This is a genomic window from Rhodanobacter sp. OR92, assembly GCF_000427545.1.
Lineage (GTDB): Bacteria > Pseudomonadota > Gammaproteobacteria > Xanthomonadales > Rhodanobacteraceae > Rhodanobacter > Rhodanobacter denitrificans.
In genome coordinates this window covers 122,171-146,870 of the sequence record NZ_ATYF01000013.1, presented here as the reverse complement: position 1 = coordinate 146,870, position 24,700 = coordinate 122,171, and the positions used below count along the sequence as shown (strand labels likewise).

Sequence of the window (24,700 nt, the reverse complement as noted above, 5' to 3'; positions counted from 1 at the left end):
CATGGAATTTTCTCACCAGCCGGTCCTGCGTGTAGCCGTTATGTCCCGCTTGCGCTGGGGTGCCTCGATCAAAAAGCGATATGCGCATTGGTTTTCGGCGCTTGCATCTGTTTTGCTGAGCATGGTTGTCGTCGGGTCATCGCATGCGGAGAGGATCTCGCCGCGGCGCCTACTGGGGGTGACCGATCTGGGAAACCCAGTGATCTCGCCCGACGGGCGGTACGTGGCGTTCCGAACCGAGCGCGCGTCGATCGAGCGAAATACGTACGACACTGCGTGGTATGTGCAAGCCATGGATGGGAAATCTCCGCCACTTCGTGTAGCAAATGGCGGTGTGCCGTTGCGCGAGTACAACAGCGGACTCGCGCTGCCATCGCCGGCTACTTGGTCACCGGATGGAAAGTGGGTCTACTATCGCGCCCGTCTCGATGGCCGTGTCTCCGTCTGGCGCGCGGCAGCAGATGGTTCCGGAGCTCGCGAGGTGACGTCGGACCCGGCGGACGTGCGAGATTTCACTCTGAGTAGCGATAGTCAAACGCTGAAGTACAGTGTAGGTGCGACACGGAAAGCGGTCGGCAACGCTGAAGAGTCCGAATACGACCGTGGCCCCCGCATCGACGACACGATGAACATTGCTGCCGGGCTGTTCCGGTCGAGCAAGGTCGATGGACGTCCGACCACGCAGCGATTCGTGGGGCCTTGGTTCTCAATGGGGCCCTTGCTGGCGAAGGCACCGGACCGCTGGAAGGCCATCGACCTGACAACGATGACAACCCAGAGCCTGTCCGCATCGGAGCTGCCGGCGCCTCCCCTGACGCCGGCCGATCTTTCGCATCATTTGCATGCGATTCCGACCAAGATAGTCCGGAATCCGAACGATGGACGCATTGCGGTGCTGTTGCCTGGGCACAAGGACAAAGGACTGGCAGGAAGCCAGTATGTCGAGCTGGGCATAGTGTCGGACAAGCATGCGTCGCATCCGATCTTCTGTACGGCCAAGCTGTGCGGCCACAGAGACATCACCCGTATTCAATGGCGACCCGGGAGCGATGAGGTTCTGTTCACGGTTATCGACTATGACCGAGAGCAGTCGATTTACGGATGGAATGTCGTAACGGGCCAGGTGCGGCCGATCGTGCTTTCCGATGGGCTCGTCAGCGGGAGCCAGCGTTACTGGGACATCCCCTGTGCACTGTCGTCTGACACGCTAGTATGCATCGCAGCGGAGGCCGATCATCCACCACGCCTCGAGGCGATTGATGTAAAGAGCGGTCATCGGCGAGTCCTGTTTGCACCAAACAAGAGTTTGGATGCGGATATCGCGGCCACGGTGCCGGTAAAACTTATCCGTTGGAAGGATGCGCGGGGACGGGAGTTCACAGGCCAGTTCTTCGAAGCTCGCGGAAGGAGCGCTGGCCATCTGCCGCCATTGTTCGTGAATTTCTATCACTGTTACGGCTTTTTGCGCGGCGGAGTGGGCGACGAGTGGCCGTTTGCCACCCTAGCCGAGGATGGCATCTCGGCGCTGTGCATCAACGCGATACCGGAGTATCGCCTTGACGCCGCAGCGCGCTACGACCAGGGGCGCGCAGCCGTCGAGAGTGTCGTGAAGCTCTTGTCCGCCGAGGGGCGCATCGATCCAACCCTCGTTGGCATGGGCGGACTCAGCTATGGCAGCGAGGTAACGCTGTGGACGCTTACCCACTCGGATGTGGTGACTACCGCATCTGTTAGCGGTGTTTCGGTGACGCCAACGCTTTATCTGCTCAATAGCCTGCGCAAAGCCTTCCGATCTCAATTCAGGCAGGAGTGGCAACTTGGTTCATTGGAGGAGACGCCTAAGCGGTGGCGGAAAGTCTCGCCCGTATATCAGCTCGACAGGATCAAGGCACCGATTCTGTTCCAGTTGCCAGAGCAGGAATACCGGATGACGCTGGAATATTCTCTGCCTCTGGTGCACAGACATCAGGCGGATATGTACGTGTTCCCGGACGAGACCCATATCAAGTTTCAGCCTCGGCACAAGCTGGCGGTATATGAGCGCAACGTCGACTGGTTCCGCTTCTGGCTACAAGATTATGAAGATCCGAATCCGGCCAAGGCCGGACAATACCGCATCTGGCGTGGAATGAAGAAGGCCGAAAAACGTCATTTTGGTGCGAGCGTTCACGATGGATCGTGACTTTGTTGACGTACCCAGTTCTCGGCCGCACACAGATCGAAAATACGAAGAAACGAAAGGTCCCGAGGCGCAAGATCCTTGGCGAAGAAGGCCGCCAGTGCGGAGTGGTCGAGTAGGTCATGCGCACACAGCTGCCCTTCTTCCAGGAACTCGTTCATCTTCAGCTTGTTGCGCAAATAGATGGTGGCCATGTAGTCAACATACGAGCCTTTGCTGCGTCGATCGAGAATGCCTTGTGGCAGGCGATCGGCAAAGGCTTGGCGGGCGACGGCACGGTTTCGACCGTCGGCAATCCACATCCAGGTCGGGACTTTGAGGCATGCTTCCATGACGGGCTGGGACAGCAGCGGGAAGTGCGTGGAGTGCTTCGCCCCGCGAAGTGCGGTCTCCCTAAACAGTTGAGTCCCGATCAGGTCATGAATTTTCTCGCGATCGCCGGGCAACGTGCCCGGGGGCGCGTCCATCCAGGGATGGTGCTCGGACACCGTGCTCACGCAGGCTGGGTTGAGCAATGTGTGGTCTTCTTTCCAGGCGGCACGTGGCTGACGCAGCATTTTCTTGAGAGTCAATCGGACGGCCTTGAAGACCGTGCATCGGTGAAGGGTAGCGAGGTTTTCGATGGCGGCGAAGCCTGCCATGACGCCACGCTCCCGGAACGCGTCGGCGGCGGGGGCGGCGGTCTTCAGGTAGCAGAAGATGGTGTCGCCCCCTCCTCCTGAAAAAAAGCTGTCCACGCCATGCTGGATGCCTGCTGCCTCCCAGGCTTCGTTGGTGGCATTCTGCGGACTCCCGATCACAGGAACGGCGGACGATCGCGGTACGGAAAATTCCAGTCGGTCATTGTCGAACCTGACTTCCACGGGGATGAGTTCCTGCCTCAATGCCTCCGTTACCAACCGGGCGTATGGCCGCTCGTCCGTGCCGGACACGGGCATGACCATCGTGCAAAACGTGGCACGCAGCAAAGCATGGCGTAGGCACGTGGCAACGATGGACGAATCAAGCCCACCCGACAGCTCGACCAGAAACCTATCGTCACCCGTGGATAAAGCCCTGACCACGTTTGATACGGCGGCTCGGATGTCCTCGGCTGCAACACGAGGATCCTTGTGCCGAATGCCCCTTTCCACGAAGCGCCAGGGCGACCAAGCGGAGTGAACTGAAACATTCTTTCCCCGGCAGGTCAGCATGCAGCCTGGAAGCAATTCCCAGACGCCCTGCAGTGCCGTACGCGCCGTCTTGAGGTAAGGAAAGGTGAGGCCGTGTGCAATGGCCTGCCAGTTTACCTCCCTGCGATAGAGTCCCAGGTCGACTGCAAGGCCGATGTCCGAAGTAATGAAGCCTTCGCCATCAGCGAGCGAATAGACGCATGGCACGGCGCCGGAGGGGTCGCGTAGCAAGGTGATTACCGAGCTGTCTTCGCGATCGACAAGAATGGCGAGATAGTCGCCCCAAGTGTTTTGCAACAGGCAACTGATGAGTTCGTGTGTAGAGCCGTCGATATCCAGGCGTTGTGAGATTGGCTGGCCATCCTGGGTGAAAATATGGCCGATGATCAGGCCGCACCCGGGTATAACAATGGTGGGGATCTCAGCGGAAACGAAAATCCTGGTCGAGGCCGATTCAAGCTTGCAGATCATTCCCGCAGCTTGAAGGATCCCATCCAGTTGAAGCGTGTAGCCGGCAATCCGGTTCAATCTCGCGCCGAGCAGAATGAAATAGTGGTGTTTCATCAGACCTTCCTGATGGGGGTATGTGCATTGGCGTCGGAGAGCGTTTCATTCAAGACCATATCGCCGGCTTGTACCCAGCAATGCGCAGCGAAAGGCTCTGGCGCCACCCCGAAAACAATGTTTGCCGGCAGTCCTCGCCGTGAAAGGAACCGGAGCAGGGACAGGGAATCCAGGAGGCAGGCAGGCTCGATGGGCACATAGCGGCGCGCACGAGCGAATTGCCCGCTTGCCAGGAGCAGGCTGTGCTCAAGAGCAGTGGACGTAGCGATCTCGTGCGCATCTACTTTTCTACCGCGGTATGCGCTGGCTTTGTCGAGATTCGTTTTGAGTGCACGGGTCTTCAGCTGGCGACGAGTCGACCAGACGATCGCCAAGACTTCGAAGACAATGGTGATACCGATTCGTTGACCCGCAATCGTGGCGGGTTGCTCGATTGCGCTGCAAGTCGGGCGCCGGATGTTCGCTATTGCGGCATGCGCTTTCAGGTTCGGTGCCTCAACCAGTATCCGCGCGGCCACGAGGTCCCCCACTAGCGTGGGGGCGACATCTTCATGTGCCTGGAAGCGTCGCATGGCGTTCTCAAGAGCACCAGTTAGCTTGAAGTACCGATCTTGCGCGACGTCGAGAAAAATCAGGTGTCCGCCAACGTCACAGTACGAGAGGTTTTCCCTGAGCCGACAGTGCATCGTCCGTCCCTCGGAATAGGGCGCGCACCACGGTGCGCGCCCTAGAGTGGTTACTCCTCGGAAATGCCGGGGATCATCGGACCGCCGGTCCCAGGAACCTCGCCTATGCCTTGTTGCCCCTTGGTCTCGACACTGGCAACACCGAGCACGATGACCTCTTCCGGCGTGTCGTTGCGGATGTTCTCGTTCGTGTTCATCTCAGTCTCCTGCGGTCACGTCATGGCAGTCCCATGACGCGATCAGCGTAGGAGTCGGAATTTTTGATTTTCAAATGATTTTTGCGCTGTCATCCGATGATTATTCCGGAAGCGTGACCGCCGCCCTGTAATGCCGGGCCCTGCTTCGACGCCTCTTCGGCTGGCGGCATAGCCGCACGTTGCGCACGCCGCTGAACTCGATCGCCCGGACCTGCCGCTCGTGATCGACTCGCTGGCGCTGATCGGCTTCGGGCTGCGCTGTACGTGAGGTCCCTCGACGTTAGTTCCGAGGCATTCACCCACGCATCGCCACCCATGCAGTGAAGTAAGCGGGAGACGTGTAAGGGAATGCCCTTTCTTTTTGTAGGTGAATTCCTATTCACTCGGGTAGACTCTCGTCTTTGACCCACTGCCGAAGAGCACAATCATGGCCATTAATCTCGACACGCTGTCCCCTGCCGAACTCAAGGCGCTCATCGCCAATGCCCAATCACAGATGCAGGCTGCCCACGCCAATCACGTCAACGAGGTACGGGAAAAAATCGAGCGTTTGCTGAAAAGCAGCGGCCTCACCCTGGCCGACGTGTATCCGGCACGTAGCGGCAAAGGCGCCAAGGGGCCGAAATCGGTAGTGGCCCCGAAGTATCGCAACCCTGCGAACGCTACCCAGACATGGTCAGGTCGTGGCAAACGGCCGTTGTGGTTTGTGCAGGCCTTGAAGAAGCGCGGTACCACCGCCGAGAGCCTCCTGATCGATGGCGCACCCAAGGCGGCTCCGGCGAAGGCCGTCAAGAAGGGCGTAGCCAGGAAAGTTGCAAAGACCGCTGCCAAGAAAGCGGCCTGAGGGCCAGGCGAGCCACGTTCCGCGGCGCAGATGAAAACCTGCGCCCGGAATTCGGGCATCTTTCCAGCCCCCGAAAAGCAGCTGTTTGAGACCCGCTTGCCGGCAGGGCAGCGCCGAAGCGGGCAACCGTTGTGGTCGCGCAAAGCGGATCCGCTGACAGGGGACATCGGCGAGGTCTAGTGAAGGTAATCGCTGCCGTCGCTCAGCAAGGCCACGATGCACGGGACGAGCTGTTTCCGTCGCTCGTGATAGTCGCGTAGGGCAGACCTCAGGGCCTGGATGTCGCGCGTCTCCCAATGCCGGTTCAGCTCCGAAAGCTCTTCGAAGCGGTTCTTGAGCAATCCTTGCTTGGCCCGGCGTATCGGCGCCAGTCGGTCGTTGGCCTGCTTCACTGCAAGGTGCAGGGACACGTGTGCCGTCGCGCGGGCGATCGCATCGAACAGCTGCCACGTCAGCTTGACCAGATCGCCATCGGCAGCCGCGAGTTCCAGTTTCCCTGTCTTCTGGATTGCCGGCGACTCGCCGATATCGCATGCCATCAGCAACAGGCGTTCCATCCAGTCGTAGAGGTTGCGCAATGCGACTTCGTTGAGCAGCGGCACGTGCAGTCCGTTTCGGGCATGGTCGGTGACCATGCCTTCACCAACCAGGCGGTACAGCGCGAATCGAACCGGCGTAGGACTGGTCTTGAATTCAGAGGCGAGCTTGGCCGGATCGATCCGCTGCCCGGGCGTGTAGCGTCCCGCCTGCAGGGCACGCCTGACCTGTCCGTACACGAGTGCGCTCTTGGAGTCCATTCGGGCGGACCTCCCGGCCTGCTTTTAGCACGAAGGTTATTGCGGCGCAACGCAATATCTTGCAAACCGAAAACCAAGGGCAGGCAGGACTGAATGAATTGCACTTCAGTGGGAACTACGAGCGAGTTCCTGATTGGTAGTGCCATCGAAATTTCTTGCTCATTGACGCTGGCGCGCGGGCAACTCGATGATGCGTACCTTCGTCACCCGCCACTCGGCCTGGGTCGGAAACCGGGACGGAGGAGGTTAAATCGTTTGGTTCCTGAGTTCATCGTGTGCTGGCCTTCTGCTTAACTTCCTCCGTCCCGGTTTCACCGATGGTAATCCGTTGCAAGAATAACCCTTGGCGCCAAAGCATCTGCTTTATCGCAATTCGATTAGGCATGATTGCGTTGCCTCTGATCGGTGTGGCCGGCGTTTCCGTCGCCTCGACGGCAGAATGCTCGCAGGAGATGGCCATGAAGGCTATGGATGAGGCTTCAAATCTCGGGACATGGAGTGCCGTCTTCGAGTCGTACAAGCGCTACGGGCAGTGCGATGACGGAGCTATCGCCGAGGGATATAGCGCTTCTGTTGCCGACTTGCTTGCGAACCACTGGGCCGATACCAGCAAGTTGGTGACACTAGCAAATGCCAATCCGGATTTTGGCCGTCTCGTCCTGAAACACGTCGACGAAAGCATGAGCTTGGATCAAGGCAAGAGCATCAGGGACAGCGCTACGAACAACTGCTCAGCAGGAGCAAGGAAACTGTGTAGGGCGATCCTGAAACGTTTCATGGAATTTGATGCTTTTGATGCGCCGAAGAAATAGCGCAACAGGGAAGAACACCCGCCACGCGGGCGATGAGTCTTCAGGGGCAATTTCTGCGGCATGCGAGCTGGCGGGGCTGCGGGGCTTCACCGAGCGGCCTGTGACGCGCTGACCCGCCTTTCCAGCATCCGATCCTGAGGGGCGCGGTCATTTGCCTCGACGCCGACCCGCGCGACCCCGGTACCGAGGTAATTTCCCTCGGAGTAAAAGTGCTGGCGACCATTTCTCCAAGAACGCCCCGCGGGCAACGCCGCCGCGGGGTGGTTTAGCTGGCGCATGGCTTGAATACCCCGCCGTCCGGTCGGTGCCGGTGTGTCCATGGCCGAGCTGATCCGGCGCCTGCGAAGGGGACTAGACTGGCCTTGGCAGACGTTCCCGCCTCCGGCGTGGAGGGTTTCGGCATGGTGATCTGGGCGTACGCGGCAATCCTGGCATGGTCGGTTGCCGTGCCTGCAGCGGTCACGTCGGTGGCGCCAGCCCCCTCGATGGTGCCAGTCGTGCCGGCGGTGTCGCCGATGCCGCGCCCGGAGCAGGTCATGGCGGTGCCGCCGGAGTTGCGTACGCAGCTGCAGCAGCAGGTCATCGACGCCAGCGGTTCCGGCAGGCCGCGGCTGGAGCGGTTGGTGGGCTTCCTGTTCCAGAAGCCGGGCCTGGGCATGGCGTATTCGACCGACGCCACGTTGACCATCGAACAGGCCTACCGCACACGCAAGGCCAACTGCCTGACCTTCACCCTGCTGACCGTGGAGCTGGCACGCGAGTCCGGCTTGCAGGCCTACGGGCAGGAGCTTGACGACATCGTGGCCTGGCGCGTGGGTGGCGACATCGTGTACCGGTTCAACCACGTCAACGCGGGAATCAACCTGGGTCGTGCGCGCCTCACGGTCGATGTGGCGCAGGATGTGGTGGGGACGCGCAAGCCGCCCGAGCGGATTTCCGACCAGCGCCTGCTGGCGCTCTATTACAACAACCGCGCCGTCGAGCTGTTTACCGAGGCCTCGCCCGCGGCCGCCGCCCCGTACATGGCCATGGCGCTGCAACTCGATCCGCGCCATGCCAGCACCTGGGCCAATGCCGGTGTGTTGCGCCTGCGCCAGGGCGACCCGCAAGCGGCCGAGCGCGCCTACCTGAAGGCGCTGTCGCTCGACCCGGCAAACGCGGGTGCGCTGGTGAACCTGATGGCGCTGTACAAGGGCAACGGCGACGAGGCGCGCCGCGCGATCTATGCGCTGCATCTGCAGAAGATCCAGGTCAAGGACCCGTATTTCCAGTTCCTGCAGGCCGAGGATGATGCGCGGCAGGGCGATTACGCCGGCGCCGTGCAGCACTACCAGCAGGCCATCCGTCTGTTTGACGGCGACTCGCGTTTCTACGTCGGGCTGGCCCACGCCTATCGGCAGCTGGGCGAGGAGCGCCGCGCACGGCGAGCCACAGACCGTGCCGCCGCGCTCAGTCGCCGCAGCGCAGGGAACAGGAACTAGGGGCGGTTCCCGAGTGCGCCAATAAAGGGGACGAATAAAGGGGACGGAGGTAATTAAATCGGAATAACTACCTCCGTCCCCTTTGATTCCGGGGTCGTGGCCATGCCGGGAAACGCATCGCCGTCGCGGCGCGTGCTCACGCCTCACGCCTCGCGCTTGACGCGGTGGACCGCGCATAGCTTGTTGCCGTCCGGGTCGCGCACGTACGCCAGGTACAGCGCGCCGAGGTCGCTTTCGCGCAGCCCGGGTGGCTGCTCGATCGAGGTGCCGCCATGGGCCACGGCCGTGTCATGGAACGCCTGCACCTGCGCGGGCGAGTTGCACTTGAAGCCGATCGTGCCGCCGTTCGCGAACGTCGCCGCGCCGCCGTCGATCGGCTCGGTCACGCAGAACGTGTTGCCGTCGTGCCGATAGAACAAGCGGCGATGACCCGTGGCGGCGAGGTCATGGTACGGCTCGCCCGCGCCGAGCGCGCCCAGTACCGCGTCGTAGAACCGTTTCGCGCGCACGATGTCGTTCGAGCCGACCATCACGTGACTGAACATGGTGTGCTTCCCACGATGGAGTGTCTCGTCCCCGTCGCTCGTCCAGGGGCCGAGGCCTAGCCTGCACGGGACGGCAAGCCCGACGCAAGCGCGAACCCGGGGCAGAGCAAATCAAATCGTCTGGTTCCTGGATTCGTCGTGCTCCGGTCTTGTGCTTGACTGCCACCATCCTGCTTTCGATGCCGTTGCGTCCTTCGGCAGCAGGGTCCGCGCGATCAGGACGGCCAGCAGCGGGATGCCGATCGCGTAGATGTACTGCGTCCGCGACACGCCGATGTTGAACGGAAACCAGATGCCCGGCACGCCGAGCGGATCGAGCAGCTCGCCGCCGAACAGGGCGGCCAGGACCGAGGCCAGCGTGACCAGCGCCAGGGTGCGCAGCGGGCCGCCGCGGACGATGCGCACGACGATCACGGCGAACAGCGCGAGCGAACCCAGCCGGCTGATGCTCGCCCAGGTCGGCAGGTGGGCCAGGGCGCCGACGATGCCGGCGGCGCCCAGCGCGATGGCCAGCGCGTCGATGCTCCGCCATACGGGCGGGTGCCAGCGGTTCCAGGCCAGCAGCCAGGCGGTCATCGTCGGCGCCCACATCACCTTGGCCAGCCACGCATAGGTGCGCAGGTCCTGCAGGTCGGTCCATGACACGATCGCATTGTCGAGCCGCCGGGCGGCCGTAAGCGCGAGCGCGATGCCGGCAAACAGCAGGAAACCCTTGCGGCGGCTGCGCGGGCCGACCACAAACGCCAAGGCGATGAGCGCCAGCATGGCGGCCGGCTCGACCGCATCGACGACGTAGCCGGCGATGGTCCGCTGCCATTGCGCGCGGTGCAGCGCCTCGCCGACCGGCCGTGGTGCCAGGATCGGCGCGGCATGCATGCCGCCGCCGTCCGCGCTGGGGCCGGGGCGGGGCAGCATATAGGTGCGCACGGTGAGCACGCCGCTGGTGCCGGCCGCGCCGGCGGGCAGGGCGAAGCGCAGCGGTCGCGTGCCGACCAGGCGCGGCTCGGGGCCGAGCCGGCCCGAGCCGCCCAGCCGCTGGCCGTTCCAGTACAGCTCGTAGCCGTCCTCGACCAGGGTCGGCCCGAGGATGTCCCACGACGCGCTGCCGGCCGGCACCGTCACCGTGCGCCGGTACCAAGCGTAGCCGTGATAGCCGCGATGGCCATGCGCACTCCATCCGCCCACGTAGTCGGGCAGGCCCACGTCGCCGTCGTGACTGCCGGGCGGGGCGGTCAGGTCGATCGTCTCCCAGCCGCTGGCGTCCAGGTTGGCGGCCGCCCAGCGCGGATCGTCGCCGGTATGGAATCGCCAGGGGCCGTCGAGCAGGGTGGACGCGGCGCGCAGTGGCGCCGGATCGGGGCGGCCGCCGATGGCCAGGCCCGCGATCATGAGGGCCGCGATCAGCAGCGTCATGATGACGATGCCGCCGATCAGCTTGCGTTGCGTTGCATCGATTAATGGCCCCGTCGGGGGCGTCGATTCGGGCATCATGCAGCGACCTCGCCGCCATGGTCTTGATGTCGGCAAGCAAGCTACCATCTAAAACAATTTAGAAGGTAGTCCGAAGGTCACGGCCCGGAGGATCGAGCAGAACCGCATGCCAGCCGAAAACCGTCATCTGCCGCCACGGCCGATTGCCGCCATCCGGCTGGACGGGGGGCGCCTGTGCCTGGATTTCGTCAACACCATCCACGACCGTGGCGCGGTGGAGGTCGAGGATTACCTGCAGCAGCCGCAGCGCTTGGTGGAGTGGTGCGCGCGTGCGGGGGCGCTGCGCCCGGACGATGGCGTTCGCGCGCCGCGCACCGCACGCGAGCGCGCGGCGCTGATGCGCGAGGTGGAAACCCTGCGCCGACACCTGCATGCGCTGTTCGCCGCGCGGGTCGACGATCTGCCGCTGCCTGCGGACGCCTTGCGCGGCCTGGATCGCTGGCTGCATCGGGCCTGGGAAGGCCAATCGCTGGGCGCGGACGGGCAACTGCACTGGCGTGCCGATGCCCGCGACGCGCGGTTGCCGCTGAAGCGCATCGCGCTGGATGCGCTGGACCTGCTTGGCGATCCGCACGCCTCGCGGCTGCGCCGCTGCGCCAACACCCGCTCCTGCGGCTGGCTGTTCCTCGACACCAGCAAGAACCAGCGCCGCCGCTGGTGCGCCATGGAAACCTGCGGCACCGCCGAGAAGATGCAGCGCTATCGCCAGGGCTGACGAACGGCGGCCGGCGCTGGCGCCCTGTTGCACCAGCGCCGCCGCTCCCGCACCGAACACCGGCTTCCCGCCCAGCCGCTGATTCAACCTCCCGACAGCGAACCGGGCCACGCCGGTACCGCACGGCGAGGTCGCAAGCCAAGGGACAACAGGGTGCGGCTGGTTGAATGCGCTGCTCGCAGGCCGCGGCTCGACGTGATTGGCCACGCGCTCTTTCTCGGCGACTGCCGGCGGCGAGTATGCTGGTATGTCGCCGTGGGCCACCGGGCCGCGGAACTTCCAGGCCTGACCATCGGATACCTTCCCATGAACCTGCATCGTTCGCTGTTTGCCGCCGTGCTGGCTGCTGCCGCCGGCCTTTCCATTGCCCCCGTGGCGCCGGCGCAGACCGCCGCGCCCGCCAACAATGCGCTGGGCGGCAATCCGGTGCCGGGCGTGTGCATGCTTTCGCGCGAGGCGGTGTTCGCGCAGTCCAAGGTGGGGCAGGCGGCCAGCGAGCGGCTGAAGCAGCTGGCGACGCAGCAGCAGACGCTGCTGGAGAACCAGCGCAAGCCGCTGGATGCCGAGGTCCAGGCCTTCCAGCAGAAGGCTGCGTCGCTCACCGAGGCGCAGCGCCAGCAGCAGGGCCAGGCCCTGCAGCAGCGCATGCAGGGCTACCAGGCGCAGGTGAACCAGATCGGCGAGCGCATCCAGCTCACCCGCGCCAAGGTCATGGCGCAGATCGGCGCGCAGGCGCAGCCGATCATCGCCAGTTCCTACGCCAGCCACCACTGCGGCCTGCTGCTGAACCGCGACGCGGTGCTCGGCGGCAACACCAGCAACGACCTCACCAGCGACGTGGTGCACGGCCTGGACGGTAAGATCAGCACGCTCAGCTTCAACCTCGAGCCGGCGCCGGCGAACAGCGGCAAGTAATCCGCAGACAGGGCCGGCTGGCCGGGTTCGCTTTTCCGGGCGACGCCGGCCCGCGGCCGCCGCAGGAAAACCGGAACATCGCCGCCGCGGCGTTGTCCGCCCCGCGCTGGCGCGGACGTATACTGATTGTCCGCTGCGTCATGGCCGCGACACCCGTCCGTCCCGGCCGCCCGACCCGTTGCGGGAGAGCCGTCATGAAATCTTCTCCGCTGCTGCGCCTGTTGTGCCTGGCCTGCCTTGCCCTCGCCGCCGCCGTCGCGCAGGCCGCGACCACGCCGGAGGCCGTCAGTGTGCGCTACAAGGATCCGCAGCACTTCACCGAGGCGACGCGCAGCCGCGGGGTGCACCTGGTCAATCCCGACGCCTACCTGGCGCCGCTCAAGGCGCACATCGTGCAGCGCGCCTCGCGCATCCTGGCGCCGGGCCAGCGGCTGGAGATCGAGGTGACCGACGTGGTTCGCGCCGGCGCCTACGAACCCTGGCGCGGCCCCGACTTCAACGACGTGCGCATCGTCAAGGACATCTATCCGCCGCGCATCGACCTCGACTTCACCTTGTACGGCGCCGACGGCAAGGTGCTGCGCCAGGGCCAGCGCAAGCTGCGCAACGCGGCCTTCCTCAGCAGCAGCTCGCCGATCGACCAGGACTCGTTGCGCTACGAGAAATCGCTGATCGATCTGTGGCTGCGCCGGGGCGTGGACAATCTCTAGACGGCCGCGCGGCGCGGGCCGGCAAGGCCCGAATTTCCGTTACGCCGCCGGCAGGCCCGCACGATGCCTGCCTGGTGGTCCACCTGTCGACAGGAGACCCCATGGATCCCGAGTTCTGGTTGCAGCGCTGGCGCGAAGGCCGCACCGGTTTCCACCAGGCGACACCGACGCCGCAGCTGCTCCGGCACTGGCCGGCGCTGGCGCTGGCGGCGGGCAGCCGGGTGTTCGTGCCGCTGGCCGGCAAGTCGCTGGACTTGTTGTGGCTGGCCGGGCAGGGGCATCGCGTGCTGGGGGTGGAGCTGTCGCCGCTGGCGGTGGCGCAGTTCTTCGACGAGCACGGCCTGACGCCGCAGGTGCATGCCTCGCGCTACGGCACCCACCACGTGGCCGGCGAGATCGAGCTGATCTGCGGCGACGTGTTCGAGCTGGATGCCGCGGCGCTTGCCGATTGTGCGGCGGTGTACGACCGCGCCGCGCTGATCGCCTTGCCGCCGGACCTGCGCCGTCGCTACGTGCGCGAGCTGCACGCACGGCTGCCGGCCGGCTGTCGCGGCCTGCTGGTCACGCTGGAGTATCCGCCGCACGAGAAGCAGGGTCCGCCGTTTCCGGTGCCGGAAGCCGAGGTGCGCGAGCTGTATGGCCGCGACTGGACGGTGGCGACGCTGGAGCGATGCGACATCCTCGCACAGCAGCCGGGCTTCGCCGCCGAAGGGGTGAGCGCGCTGGAGACGGTGGCGTACCGGCTGGCGAAGCGATAGGCGGTCCGGCGCGCTCCGCGCGTCCGGGGTGACGCCATGCCAGCGGCGGTTCCGCCGCGCGAAAGTGCGATCGGGTTCCTTTTTCCGGCAGTGCGGCCCTGCGCTCGGCGGCAGCCAGGCCGAAACGGTGTCAGGATGCTTTCCGTTCCGGCCTTGCCGGACACGTCGGCTTGCGCCCGCGGGAGACGCACCGGGTAGACGGAGGCGCGTTTGCGCGAGTCGACGCGACCCCCGGTTTCGCTGCACTCTTCGCAGATATGTCCTGCGCGAGCCAGGGGGGGCTTCGTGATCGTGAGGTTGTCGCCAGTGAACTGCAAGGTGGTCGATGGGATTTGCGCGCATGAGGGATGAGCGTACGGGTGTTCCCGGCTGGCTGGCTCTTGCGTCCTTCGCCCTGATCACCCTGCTGGCATGGCTGGCGCTGGTGCCCCCGCGCGTGCACTTCGCGGTGGAAGGCGGTGTCATCCTGGTACCGCCCCCGCCGGAGGCCGCGGTCAGGCTGTGGCTGAGCACGGCGGATCGCCGGCTGCGCCTGGCGCGGCAACCCGATATCGAGCCAAGCGCCGGCGAGCCGTCGTCCGCCGACGTGGTGGTCGACATCGACCGCAAGTACCAGTCCATCGTCGGCTTCGGCGCGGCGCTGACCGACTCCTCGGCGTGGCTGCTGCAGAACCGGCTGAACGCGCCGCAGCGCGCCGCGTTGCTGCGCGAGTTGTTCGGCCCGCCGCCCGGGCTCAACTTCAACATGACGCGGCTGACCATCGGCGCCTCGGATTTCTCGCTGCAGCCCTACACCCTGGACGACCTGCCCGCCGGCGACACCGATCCGCAGCTGCTGCATTTCAATGTCGCGGCGAACCTGCAGGACGTGATACCGAGCGTGCGCGAGACGCTGTCCGTCAACCCGCAGCTGCGCATCATCGCCTCGCCGTGGAGCGCGCCGGCGTGGATGAAGACCAGCGCGAACCTGATCGGCGGCGGCCTGCTGGAGCAGTTCGAAAGCACCTACGCGGACTACCTGGTCAAGTACGTCGACACCTACCGCAGCTACGGCATCCCCATCTTCGCGCTGACCCTGCAGAACGAGCCGGCCTTCGTGCCGCTGACCTACCCGGGCATGGAACTGCCCCCGGCCACGCGCGCGCGCATCATTGCGCAGTATCTCGGTCCGGCGCTGGCGCAACGCAGCCCGAAGACGCTCATCCTCGGCTGGGACCACAACTGGGACCAGCCGGACCAGCCGCTGGGCGTGCTGGGCGACCTCGACGCCGAGCGCTACGTCGACGGCATCGCCTGGCACTGCTACAGCGGCAGCCCGTATGCGCAGGGCCAGGTGCATCGCGCGTTTCCGGCCAAGGACACCTACATCACCGAGTGTTCCGGCGGCGACTGGGAGTCGGCCAGGAACGGCGAGCTGCTGTGGTTCACGCGCGACCTGCTGCTGGTCGGGCTGCGGCAGTGGGCGCGCGGCATCGTGTACTGGAACCTGGCGCTGGACGAGCAGCATGGCCCGCATCTGGGCGGCTGCGACCTGTGCAAGGGCGTGGTCACGATCGACTCGCGCACCGGCGAGGTGAGCCGCAACGATGAGTACTACGCGTTTGCGCACTTCAGCCGCTTCGTGCTGCCCGGCGCGGTGCGGGTACGCTCCAGCGATACCGACAAGGGCCTCGCCAACGTGGCGTTCCAGAACGCCGCCGGCGGATCGGTGGTGCTGGTGATGGTCAACAGCGAGGCGCAGCCGCGCCGCGTCACCGTGGTGCAGGAGCAGACCCGTTTCCACTACACCTTGCCGGCGCAGAGCGTGGCGACGTTCGAGTGGAAGCCGCGCCGGCCGGAGCGGTCCGCGAATGCGGCGCCTGCGTCGCCGGCCAGTACCGCGCCGGCCGGGACGCCGCCCGGCGGCGGCGCCGGTTGAGCCCGGTGCTACAGTGCTCCGCTCCCCCTTGCCACACGAAGCGAGCACCGCGATGACCAGCCCGGCCTTCTACCCCATCGGCACTCCCGGACAGCCTTGGGGCGGGGCGGACGTGGCGGTGTGGCGCTCAAGGCAGGCCGTCAGGCGCAGCTACGCGGCGGAGGTGGCGAGCCTGATCGAGACCCTGCGCGCGCGCTTCGACGTATCCGACTACGGCCGGCTCGACTATCCCTCCGGCAGCTATCCGCTGTTCGCGATCAAAAGCCGTGACTGGCGCGACGAACTCCCCATCGCGCTGGTGACCGGCGGCGTGCACGGCTACGAGACCAGCGGCGTGCACGGCGCGTTGCAGTTCGTCGAGCGGCACGCGGCGCACTACGCGGGGCGGATCAACCTGCTGGTGGCGCCCTGCGTGAGCCCGTGGGGCTACGAGCGCATCCATCGCTGGAATCCGGATGCGCTCGACCCGAACCGCTCGTTCCGCGCCGACAGCCCGGCGCAGGAATCGGCGGCGCTGATGCGGCTGGTCGCGCCGTGGCGCGAGCGCGTGCGGATGCATATCGACCTGCACGAAACCACCGACAGCGACGAGAGCGAGTTCCGCCCGGCGCTGGCCGCGCGCGACGGCAAGCCGTACGAGCCGGGCACTATTCCCGATGGTTTCTATCTGTGCGCGGACAGCGCCAATCCGCAGCCGGCGTTCCAGCAGGCGGTGATCGCCGCGGTGGCGAAGGTCACCCATATCGCACCGGCCGACCCCGACGGCACCATCATCGGCTCGCCGGTGGTGGCGCATGGCGTGATCGAGTACGACTGCCGCAAGCTGGGCCTGTGCGCCGGCATCACCGACGCGCCGTACCGCACCACCACCGAGGTCTACCCCGACAGCCCGCGCGCCACGCCCGCACAGTGCAACGCCGCGCAGGCGGTGGCGGTGTGCGCGGCGATCGACTACGCGCTGGCGCACGGGGCCGGCTGAGGCGGAGACGGGCATGTCGCTCAAAGCCGACTTCGAGCTGATGGCCCGCTACAATCAGTGGATGAATGCGCGGCTCCTTGCGGCGGCCGCGCAGCTGGACGAGGCGCAGTGGCATGCGGACCGCGGCGCGTTCTTCGGTTCGATCGCCGCCACGCTGGAACACATCCTCGTCGCCGACACGCACTGGCTGAAGCGCTTCGCGGCGGCCATGCCCGGCCTGACCTCGCTCGACTACGTGCGTGCGCTGCCACTGCCCGAGCCGGTCCGCGGCATCACGTTTCCTGGCCTCGCGCAGCTGCGCGGCGAGCGCGACGCGATGGACGCGGCGATCGTGGATTTCACCGGCGAGGCCAGCGACGACCTGTATGCCCTTCCGCTGCGCTACGTGAACAGCGCCGGCGAGCCGCACAGCAAGCCGTTCGGGCTGGTGCTGCGTCACGTCTTCAACCACCAGACCCACCACCGCGGCCAGGTCACCGCCTTGTTCAGCCAGCTCGGCATCGACGTTGGCGTGACCGACCTGTCCGCGTTGATAGTGGAAATTCCGGCATGAATCGGCGGCATCGCTGACCATGTCGCGCGACGCCACCCCCGCCGACTTCCCCGCGATCCTCGCCCTCAACGAGGCGTTCGTGGCGGTGCTGAGTCCGCTCGATGCCGCGCGGCTGGCGCGGCTGCATGCGCAGGCGGCGTGGCATCGGGTGGCCGAGGTCGAGGGGAGGGTGACGGCGTTCCTGCTCGCCTTCCGCGAAGGCGCCGACTACGACAGCCCCAACTACCGCTGGTTCGCGCAGCGCTATCCGCGCTTCCTGTACGTGGATCGCGTGGTGGTGGCGGGCGACGCGCAGGCGCGCGGCGCGGGCACCGTGCTGTACCGCGAGCTGCATGTGCAGGCGCGTCGCGATGCGGTGCCGTGGATCACCTGCGAGTTCGACCTCGAACCGCCCAACCCGGCGTCCGCGCGTTTCCACGCGCGGCTGGGCTTTGGCGAAGTCGGCGGGCAGTCGCTGCACGGCGGCAAGAAGACCGTCTCGCTGCAGGCGCTCGATGTCGTCGCGGGTGACACGCCGCTGGCGGCCGTCGACGCCGGCTGATTTCCCGCTGCCGCCGAATGGTGCGGCGACTGTCGTCGAACGGGTACTTGCGGACATGCCGGGGTGGCCGGCGCGGACCGCATTGCGCGACATGCGCGTGTGCTAGCATCGCCGCAGAAGGGGAGTAGCTCCCAATCGCTGTCGCCGTCATGACGAGCTTCCGCTCCGGTGCAGCAGCAAGCCACCCGCTGGTTTGCGAGCAAGACCTTCGCCGTTCCACGGCGAAGGCGCGTCCATCACCGATGCCCCTGGCCGTGGCCTTTCGAGACTTGCCGGAGCCTTCGCATGCCCATGGACGTCCACCCGCCACCGTGACACGCGCCGGCTCCATCCTGTGCGCCGGCCGGCTCCTTCCGCCGGTGCCGAACCCCATCCACCGAAGAGACTTCCCATGGAACTGCTGGCCAACCCCGAAACCTGGATCGCCCTTGCCACGCTGACCGCGCTGGAGCTGGTGCTCGGCATCGACAACATCATTTTCATCTCGATCCTGGCGGGCAAATTGCCGCCCGCGCAGCGCGACAAGGCGCGCCGTGCGGGCATCGTGCTGGCGGCGGTCACGCGGCTGGGCCTGCTGCTGGCGATCGCGTGGATCGTCGGGCTGACCGCGCCGCTGTTCTCGCTGTTCGGCCATGCGTTCTCGTGGCGCGACCTGATCCTGCTCGGCGGCGGGCTGTTCCTGATCGGCAAGGCCACGCACGAAATCCACCAGAAGCTGGAGGGCGCCACCGAGCAGGTCACGGTGGGCACGGCGGCGGCGACGTTCGGCGGCGTGGTCGCGCAGATCATGCTGCTGGACATCGTGTTCTCGCTCGACTCCATCATCACCGCGGTCGGCATGGTCGACGAGCGCTGGATCATGGTCACCGCGATCCTCGCCTCGATCGGCTTCATGCTGGCGTTCGCGCGGCCGATCGGCGAGTTCGTCGAGCGCCACCCCACGGTCAAGGTGCTCGCGCTGAGCTTCCTGATCATGATCGGCCTGGTGCTGATGGCGGACGGCTTCGGCCAGCACATTCCGAAGGGCTACATCTACGCCGCGATGGCCTTCTCGGTATTCGTCGAGCTGGTCAACCTGGCGATCCGCCGGCGCGCGAACCGAGCGCTGGCGCCGGTGGCGCTGCACGAGAAGTACGCTCGCGACGAGGCCGACTGAACGCCTGGGCCGTGCTCGCCGCGCGGGGCACGAGTCGGCCGCCAACGCGTCAGCCGCGGCCGGACGCTTTTGCGCCCGGCCGCGTTTTCGCGGCGGCGACGACGTCGCACCCCGGCACGATGCGAGTTGACCTCGGTCAATACCACCCGGTGGCTGGCGAGTACGCTCAAACGCGGTGCCGCTTCGTGCGCATGCGGTCCGTGCGCGTGCAGCGGGTTGGCCCGGCTTCCGCGAGGGGGTGGCTGAAGCGGGGCGTCTTGTGTGTCGAGGAATCAGCCCATGTCAAACATTGCACGATGGAATCCCGTCAAGGCCGTGACCAGTTTCGATCCGCTGCTCACCTTCGAGGACATGTTTCGCGGTCTGCGCCAGCGCGCGCCTTGGCGCGAACTGGAGACGACGGCGCCGGACATGCGCCTGGACGTCTCCGAGGACGACAAGTCGTTCCTGGTCAAGGCCGAGGTGCCCGGCGTCAGCAAGGACGACATCCAGGTCTCGATCGATGGCAACCAGGTCGCGATCAGCGCCGAAGTGAAACGCGAAACCACCAAGAAGGGCGATGACCGGAAGGATCTGTACACCGAGCGCTACTACGGCAGCGTCTATCGCGCCTTCACGTTGCCCAACGACATCGACGACAGCAAGGCGGACGCCCGTTACGACAACGGCGTGCTCACCTTGAGCCTGCCGAAGAAGTCGAACGGCAGTGCGCACAAGATCAAGGTCAGCTGAACCGGCCAGGCCGTTGCACGGCGCCGCGGCGCGGCCCGGGCAACGGTCGGTATGCCGATGCGTTCCCGGGCGCGGCGGCGCGATCGGGTCATCCGCCCTGTCGCGGTGACAGGGGCGGATCATCACGCCAGCAGGTTCCCGCCATGGGCACGGTCTCCGGCAAGACGAAGAACGGGTTTACCTACCAGGGCGATCACGCGCCGGCGAGTGCCGGGCGCGTCATCTGGACGGCGACGTTTCGCCGCGACGGCGACTACGCCGGCATGCGGCATGGCTGCCTCTACGGCATGCAGGACGTTCCGCCGTCGGCGCTCGACGACCTGGTCAAGGCCGATATCGAGGCGACCTGGGGCGATGCCAGCTGAGAGGCGATGCGAGCCAAGGCTCGCCTGTGCGCGGTCGCGCTCCGCTGCCGCAGCTGCGTCGCACGCGGGGCTGCAGGGCGCGGCGCGATGTGCTCGATAATGTCCTCCTTTTGATCGGCGGACATGAGCGTGAGCGACCCTCGGCAGCCGTTGTGGCTGCTCCCCGGATTCCTGTGCGACGACGACCTGTGGCGCGACCAGCTGACCGGCCTGGCCGACATCGCCGCATGCACCGTGGCCGACCTCGGCCACGCTGACAGCATCGCCGCGCTGGCACAGCAGGTGCTGGACGCGGCGCCGCCACGCTTTGCGCTGGCCGGCTTCTCCTTCGGCGGCTACGTCGCCCAGGAAATCGCGCGGCAGGCGCCGCAGCGGATCGCGCGGCTGGCGCTGCTCGACACCTCGTTCCACGCCGATACGCCCGAGCGCATCGCGCAGCGGCGCGCGGCGAACCGCTCGGTCAGCCTGCCCGGCGAGTTCCGCGGCATGACCGAACGGCTGCTGCCGAGCTTCGTCGCGGCCGAACGCCTGCACGACACCGCGCTGGCGCAACGGATCAACGCGATGACGCTGCGCCAGGGCCGCGAGGTGTTCATCCGGCAGAACGCGATGCGGCGCGAAGACGGCGCGGCGGCGTTGCGCGCGCTGACCTGTCCGGCGCTAGTGCTGTGCGGTCGGCACGACGTGCTCACGCCGCCCGCGTTGCACCAGTCGATGGCGGCGCTGATGCCGCAGGCGCGCCTGGTGGTGGTCGAGGACAGCGGCCACATGAGCCCGATGGAGCAACCCGCGGCGGTTACCCGCGCGCTGCGCGAGTGGCTGGCGGCATAGACGCGCGCGAGCTGTCCGGCTGTCCGCTGTGGCGCGGCGGCTGTCCGCGGACAGCCTGCCGGCGTCGCGTGCGCATCGGCCCGATGCAGGCAGGACAAGGCCTGGCGCGCTTCGTGGCGGGTTGGCACGGGGATTGCTCTCCCTGCATCACAGGGAACATTCACCCACCCGCGGAGACACGTCATGAAATTCGAATCGCAGATCCTGGTCAGCCTGTTCGTCGTCTGCTTCGCGCTGTGCGCGCTGGTCATGGGCGCCATGCTGACCGCCACCCCCAGCTCGGTGCAGCTGGCCCATGCGAACCCGGCGGCGCAGGTGGTTCCGGTCGCGTCGGCCAGCTGAAGCCGCGGCGACGCCGCCCCGGCGGGTGGCCGCGACGCGCCGCCGCGAAGCATGGCTTTCGTCATGCATGCCAGCGCGGCGCATTGGGTAGGATCGGGTCTTCCCCACCACGAGATCCGTACCGATGAAGCATCCGATCGCGCTGGCCCTGGCCATTGCCCTGTCCGGCTCCATGGCCGCCTGCACCGATGTCGGCAGCGACAAGAACAGCTCCACCCCGGCGCAGGCGCACCGCGATGCGGTGGCCACCGACGCCGGCAATCCATTCTTCGCCGAAAGCCCGCTGCCGCTGCACTACCCGCAGTTCGACCGGATCAAGGACCGCGATTTCGCGCCCGCCTTCGACCGCGGCATGGCCGAGCAGTTGAAGGAAGTGCAGGCAATCGCCGGCAACGCCGAGGCGCCCAGTTTCGACAACACCATCGTCGCGCTGGAGAAATCCGGGCAGATCCTCACCCGCACCTCGACTGTGTTCTTCAACCTGGTCGGCGCCGACACCAACGACGCGCGCAAGGCGCTGCAGGCCGAGTACGCGCCGAAGCTGGCCGCGCACCGCGACGCGATCTCGCTGGACCCGCGGCTGTTCGCGCGCATCCAGCAGCTGTTCGACACGCGCGACAGCCTGGGCCTGGACGCCGAGGGCGTGCGCCTGATCGAGCGCTACCACACCAACTTCGTGCGCGCCGGCGCCAGGCTGTCCGACGCCGACAAGGCGCAGCTGAAGGCGATCAACGGCGAGCTGGCGAAGCTGGGCACCCAGTTCAGCCAGAACGTGCTGGCCGAGGTGAACGACTCGGTCGTGGTGGTCGACACGAAGGAAGCACTGGCCGGCCTCACCGACGAACAGATCGGCGCCGCCGCCGCGGCCGCGAAGGCGAAGGGCCTGGACGGCAAGTACGTGATCGCCCTGCTCAACACCACCGGGCAGCCGCCGGAAGCGCAGCTGCAGAACCGCGCGCTGCGCCAGCGCCTGCACCAGGCGTCGATCGCGCGCGGCAGCCGCGGCAACCCGTACGACAACACCGCGATCGTGGCGCAGGTGCTCAAGCTGCGTGCGGAGAAGGCGACCATGCTCGGCTATCCCAGCTACGCCGCCTACGTGCTGGCCGACGAGACGGCGCAGACGCCGGAGGCCGTCAACGCCATGCTGACCCAGCTGGCGCCGCCGGCGGTGGCGAACGCGAAGCGCGAGGGCGCGGCGCTGCAGGCGATGATCGACAAGGAGCAGGCGGCGAAGGGCGAGCCGACGTTCGCGCTCGAACCCTGGGACTGGGCGTACTACACCGAGAAGCTGCGCGCCGAGAAGTACGACTTCGACGAGAGCCAGCTCAAGCCGTACTTCGAGATGAAGAACGTGCTGGAGAACGGCGTGTTCCACGCCGCCGGCCAGCTCTACGGGCTCAGCTTCAAGCAGCGCACCGACCTGCCGGTGTACCACCCCGACGTGCTGGTCTACGACGTGTACGACGCGGACGGCAAGCAGCTGGCGATCTTCCTGGCCGACATGTATGCGCGGCCGTCCAAGCGCGGTGGCGCGTGGATGAACGCCTACGTCGAGCAGTCCGCGCTGACCGGCAACCTGCCGGTGGTGGCCAACCACCTCAATATCACCAAGCCGGCCAGCGGCCCGACCCTGCTGACCTGGGACGAGGTGACCACCATGTTCCACGAGTTCGGCCATGCGCTGCACGGCATGTTCTCGAACGTGCAGTACCCGTACTTCGCCGGCACCAGCGTGCCGCGCGACTTCGTCGAGTTCCCCTCGCAGGTGAACGAGATGTGGGCCGACTGGCCGAGCGTGCTGGCCAACTACGCCAGGCACTACCAGACCGGCACGCCGATGCCGAAGGCGCTGCTGGACAAGGTGCTGGCCACCGTGAAGTTCAACCAGGGCTTCGCCACCACCGAGTACCTCGGTTCGGCGATGCTCGACCAGAGCTGGCACCAGATCGGTGTCGACAGGATCCCCGAGGCCGGCGGCGTGGTGGCGTTCGAGGCCGCCGCGCTGAAGGCGAACGGCACCGACTACGCGCCGGTGCCGCCGCGCTACCGCACGCCGTACTTCAGCCACATCATGGGCGGCTACGCGGCCGGCTACTACGCCTACCTCTGGTCGGAGGTGCTGGACGCGAACACGGTGGAGTGGATCAAGGCGAACGGCGGCCTCACCCGCGCCAACGGCGACCGCTTCCGCGCCACGTTGCTGTCGCGCGGCGGCAGCAAGGACGCGCTGCAGCTGTTCCGCGACTTCACCGGGCAGGAACCCAAGATCGAGCCGCTGCTCAAGCGGCGCGGACTGGACGGCGCGGTCGACTGAGCCGGATTCGCCCGCTGGAAACGAAGCCGCCCGGAGCGATCCGGGCGGCTTTTTTGTGTGATGCGTGGAGCAGCGCCGGCGCGGTGAAGCAGGCGCGGGTCGAATGCTCCGGGGCGCGATGCCTGCGGCGCGAATGCCGAACGCCAGGGCCAGGTCATGCGCGAGCGCATCCACCTAATCGTTGACAGACGTATGACGGCTACCTAACTTTAGACGTAGGCCGTCGCGTCGGCCCGCCCGTCCACACTGGCGAAGTCGTATCGACATCGTGGCTTCACTACGCGATTTCCGGATCCTTGCCGCGTAGCTTGTGTGTGGACGCACAGTCGGTTGCGGCACTGCATTTGGAAACGACAAACATGTTGAAGCTATTTACCGCCCATGAGGTGGAGGCCATGCGTCGCGACGCCAGGAAGCGCGCGCGCATGAGCGGTATGGCCCTGGCCAAGGCGTTCGACCAGATTGCCGCGGAGTACGGGTACCGGAATTGGTCGCTGCTGCAGAAGAACGGCTGCCTCCCTTCCGATAGACCACAGCCTTGGTTCTTCCGACGTAGTCCGGAAGAAATCGCTCAATCCATGCGTGTAGTGCCCGACCCACACTCTAGGGCAGAGCGCCGAACGCAGTCGCAGATCGCGCGCGATAGCGTGCAGGCTTTGGACGCAAAATTCGCCAGCGCAGCGAACGCCGTCGACTTCGCCATTGCATACGTCGAAGGAATCCTCGGCCAGCCGCGTTTCCAGCTGAGCACGAAGTCGGTCGCCTACTGGGAGATGCGCCACTGGTTGCCCTACGGAGCGATCGGGGTGAACGGCACGACGCACATCCTCGTCAACCGCGGCTACAAGCCTCAGGGATCGACGTCGGAAAGCTATGTCGAGTACGAGGAATTTCCTCAGCTATGGCTGCCACTGAAGGTCGATAGCTGGCAGCTCTTCGCCCACCCGACGGCTTCGCAACCATTCCTCTTCAACGATGGGTGCCCGCCATGGGGAAGCAGGAAGAACGCGGGAGCCTATCTTGAGCGCCTGAAGGAACTGCGCAAACAGCTGTGATCGCGCGAGCTGATCGGTGGCCGGGTTGGATCCCGGCCGCCGATG

Annotated in this window: 25 protein-coding genes; 19 read left to right on the top strand and 6 right to left on the bottom strand. The window is 66.1% G+C overall.

The features are described 5' to 3' along the window. The first annotated feature begins 1 nt into the window (after position 1). Complete coding sequence (locus RHOOR92_RS0108125) at positions 2–2,182, top strand: Atxe2 family lasso peptide isopeptidase (RefSeq protein WP_027490008.1); 2,181 nt, start codon at positions 2–4, stop codon at positions 2,180–2,182. On the opposite strand, the gene RHOOR92_RS0108120 is transcribed toward RHOOR92_RS0108125, so the two are convergent. The 3 genes from RHOOR92_RS0108120 to RHOOR92_RS19580 are packed head-to-tail and all read right to left on the bottom strand — an operon-like array spanning position 2,167 to position 4,798. Next, the gene (locus RHOOR92_RS0108120) at positions 2,167–3,915 is read right to left on the bottom strand and encodes an asparagine synthase C-terminal domain-containing protein (protein WP_027490007.1); all 1,749 of its coding nucleotides are present in this window, start codon (positions 3,913–3,915) and stop codon (positions 2,167–2,169) included. The genes RHOOR92_RS0108125 and RHOOR92_RS0108120 overlap by 16 nt on opposite strands. Then, positions 3,915–4,601: a lasso peptide biosynthesis B2 protein gene (locus RHOOR92_RS0108115; protein WP_027490006.1), complete on the bottom strand. Its 687-nt coding sequence runs from the start codon at positions 4,599–4,601 to the stop codon at positions 3,915–3,917. The genes RHOOR92_RS0108120 and RHOOR92_RS0108115 overlap by 1 nt, the downstream gene beginning before the upstream one ends. Before the next feature lie 50 nt (positions 4,602–4,651). After that, positions 4,652–4,798, bottom strand: coding sequence for a benenodin family lasso peptide (locus tag RHOOR92_RS19580; protein ID WP_155950214.1), 147 nt, complete (start codon positions 4,796–4,798; stop codon positions 4,652–4,654). A gap of 427 nt (positions 4,799–5,225) precedes the next feature. Between RHOOR92_RS19580 and RHOOR92_RS0108105 the strand changes: the two genes are divergently transcribed. Further along, positions 5,226–5,642, top strand: coding sequence for an H-NS histone family protein (locus tag RHOOR92_RS0108105; protein WP_027490005.1), 417 nt, complete (start codon positions 5,226–5,228; stop codon positions 5,640–5,642). 176 nt (positions 5,643–5,818) lie between these two features. Here the strand turns inward: RHOOR92_RS0108105 and RHOOR92_RS0108100 are convergent, their stop codons facing one another. Continuing rightward, the gene (locus RHOOR92_RS0108100) at positions 5,819–6,439 is read right to left on the bottom strand and encodes a GntR family transcriptional regulator (RefSeq protein WP_027490004.1); all 621 of its coding nucleotides are present in this window, start codon (positions 6,437–6,439) and stop codon (positions 5,819–5,821) included. 383 nt (positions 6,440–6,822) lie between these two features. On the opposite strand from RHOOR92_RS0108100, the gene RHOOR92_RS0108095 reads away from it, so the two are divergent. Both RHOOR92_RS0108095 and RHOOR92_RS18610 read left to right on the top strand, forming a co-directional pair. Next, positions 6,823–7,251, top strand: coding sequence for a hypothetical protein (locus RHOOR92_RS0108095; RefSeq protein ID WP_027490003.1), 429 nt, complete (start codon positions 6,823–6,825; stop codon positions 7,249–7,251). A gap of 362 nt (positions 7,252–7,613) precedes the next feature. After that, a complete protein-coding gene (locus tag RHOOR92_RS18610) occupies positions 7,614–8,732 on the top strand; it encodes a tetratricopeptide repeat protein (protein WP_231378350.1) in 1,119 nt (372 codons plus the stop codon). A 143-nt stretch (positions 8,733–8,875) separates the two neighbouring features. Here RHOOR92_RS18610 and RHOOR92_RS0108085 read toward each other — a convergent pair whose 3' ends face one another. Together RHOOR92_RS0108085 and RHOOR92_RS0108080 are read right to left on the bottom strand one after the other, a co-directional pair. Then, on the bottom strand, positions 8,876–9,277 hold the full coding sequence (locus RHOOR92_RS0108085; RefSeq protein WP_007511718.1) for a VOC family protein: 402 nt from the start codon (positions 9,275–9,277) through the stop codon (positions 8,876–8,878). Between the two features lie 111 nt (positions 9,278–9,388). Beyond that, positions 9,389–10,768 (bottom strand): hypothetical protein, encoded by a 1,380-nt coding sequence (locus tag RHOOR92_RS0108080; RefSeq protein WP_007511715.1) that lies wholly within the window; start codon positions 10,766–10,768, stop codon positions 9,389–9,391. Positions 10,769–10,874: 106 nt separating this feature from the next. Between RHOOR92_RS0108080 and RHOOR92_RS0108075 the strand changes: the two genes are divergently transcribed. The 15 genes from RHOOR92_RS0108075 (at position 10,875) to RHOOR92_RS0108005 (ending at position 24,655) form a co-directional block, all read left to right on the top strand. Beyond that, on the top strand, positions 10,875–11,483 hold the full coding sequence (locus tag RHOOR92_RS0108075) for an ABATE domain-containing protein (RefSeq protein ID WP_027490001.1): 609 nt from the start codon (positions 10,875–10,877) through the stop codon (positions 11,481–11,483). A 306-nt stretch (positions 11,484–11,789) separates the two neighbouring features. Then, on the top strand, positions 11,790–12,398 hold the full coding sequence (locus RHOOR92_RS0108070; protein ID WP_007511712.1) for an OmpH family outer membrane protein: 609 nt from the start codon (positions 11,790–11,792) through the stop codon (positions 12,396–12,398). A 194-nt stretch (positions 12,399–12,592) separates the two neighbouring features. Beyond that, positions 12,593–13,108, top strand: coding sequence for a DUF3016 domain-containing protein (locus RHOOR92_RS0108065; protein ID WP_027490000.1), 516 nt, complete (start codon positions 12,593–12,595; stop codon positions 13,106–13,108). Positions 13,109–13,209: 101 nt separating this feature from the next. Then, on the top strand, positions 13,210–13,866 hold the full coding sequence (locus RHOOR92_RS0108060) for a thiopurine S-methyltransferase (protein ID WP_027489999.1): 657 nt from the start codon (positions 13,210–13,212) through the stop codon (positions 13,864–13,866). Between the two features lie 340 nt (positions 13,867–14,206). Further along, positions 14,207–15,784, top strand: coding sequence for a glycoside hydrolase family 30 beta sandwich domain-containing protein (locus RHOOR92_RS0108055; protein WP_007511706.1), 1,578 nt, complete (start codon positions 14,207–14,209; stop codon positions 15,782–15,784). 52 nt (positions 15,785–15,836) lie between these two features. After that, positions 15,837–16,763: a M14 family metallocarboxypeptidase gene (locus RHOOR92_RS0108050; protein ID WP_015446688.1), complete on the top strand. Its 927-nt coding sequence runs from the start codon at positions 15,837–15,839 to the stop codon at positions 16,761–16,763. Positions 16,764–16,776: 13 nt separating this feature from the next. Next, positions 16,777–17,316: a DinB family protein gene (locus RHOOR92_RS0108045; protein WP_015446689.1), complete on the top strand. Its 540-nt coding sequence runs from the start codon at positions 16,777–16,779 to the stop codon at positions 17,314–17,316. 19 nt (positions 17,317–17,335) lie between these two features. Further along, a complete protein-coding gene (locus RHOOR92_RS0108040) occupies positions 17,336–17,857 on the top strand; it encodes a GNAT family N-acetyltransferase (protein WP_015446690.1) in 522 nt (173 codons plus the stop codon). A 391-nt stretch (positions 17,858–18,248) separates the two neighbouring features. Then, the gene (locus tag RHOOR92_RS0108035) at positions 18,249–19,013 is read left to right on the top strand and encodes a TerC family protein (RefSeq protein ID WP_027489998.1); all 765 of its coding nucleotides are present in this window, start codon (positions 18,249–18,251) and stop codon (positions 19,011–19,013) included. A 279-nt stretch (positions 19,014–19,292) separates the two neighbouring features. After that, positions 19,293–19,745 (top strand): Hsp20/alpha crystallin family protein, encoded by a 453-nt coding sequence (locus tag RHOOR92_RS0108030; protein ID WP_007511695.1) that lies wholly within the window; start codon positions 19,293–19,295, stop codon positions 19,743–19,745. A 143-nt stretch (positions 19,746–19,888) separates the two neighbouring features. Then, on the top strand, positions 19,889–20,110 hold the full coding sequence (locus RHOOR92_RS0108025; RefSeq protein ID WP_007511693.1) for a hypothetical protein: 222 nt from the start codon (positions 19,889–19,891) through the stop codon (positions 20,108–20,110). A gap of 123 nt (positions 20,111–20,233) precedes the next feature. Continuing rightward, entirely contained in the window at positions 20,234–20,941 is a 708-nt protein-coding gene (locus tag RHOOR92_RS0108020; protein WP_037115105.1) for an alpha/beta fold hydrolase, read from the top strand. 183 nt (positions 20,942–21,124) lie between these two features. Next, a complete protein-coding gene (locus tag RHOOR92_RS19575) occupies positions 21,125–21,283 on the top strand; it encodes a hypothetical protein (protein ID WP_155950213.1) in 159 nt (52 codons plus the stop codon). 124 nt (positions 21,284–21,407) lie between these two features. After that, positions 21,408–23,600, top strand: a complete 2,193-nt coding sequence (locus tag RHOOR92_RS0108010) for a M3 family metallopeptidase (RefSeq protein ID WP_027489997.1) — start codon at positions 21,408–21,410, stop codon at positions 23,598–23,600. A 359-nt stretch (positions 23,601–23,959) separates the two neighbouring features. Continuing rightward, positions 23,960–24,655: a hypothetical protein gene (locus tag RHOOR92_RS0108005; protein WP_007511687.1), complete on the top strand. Its 696-nt coding sequence runs from the start codon at positions 23,960–23,962 to the stop codon at positions 24,653–24,655. Positions 24,656–24,700 lie beyond the last annotated feature (45 nt).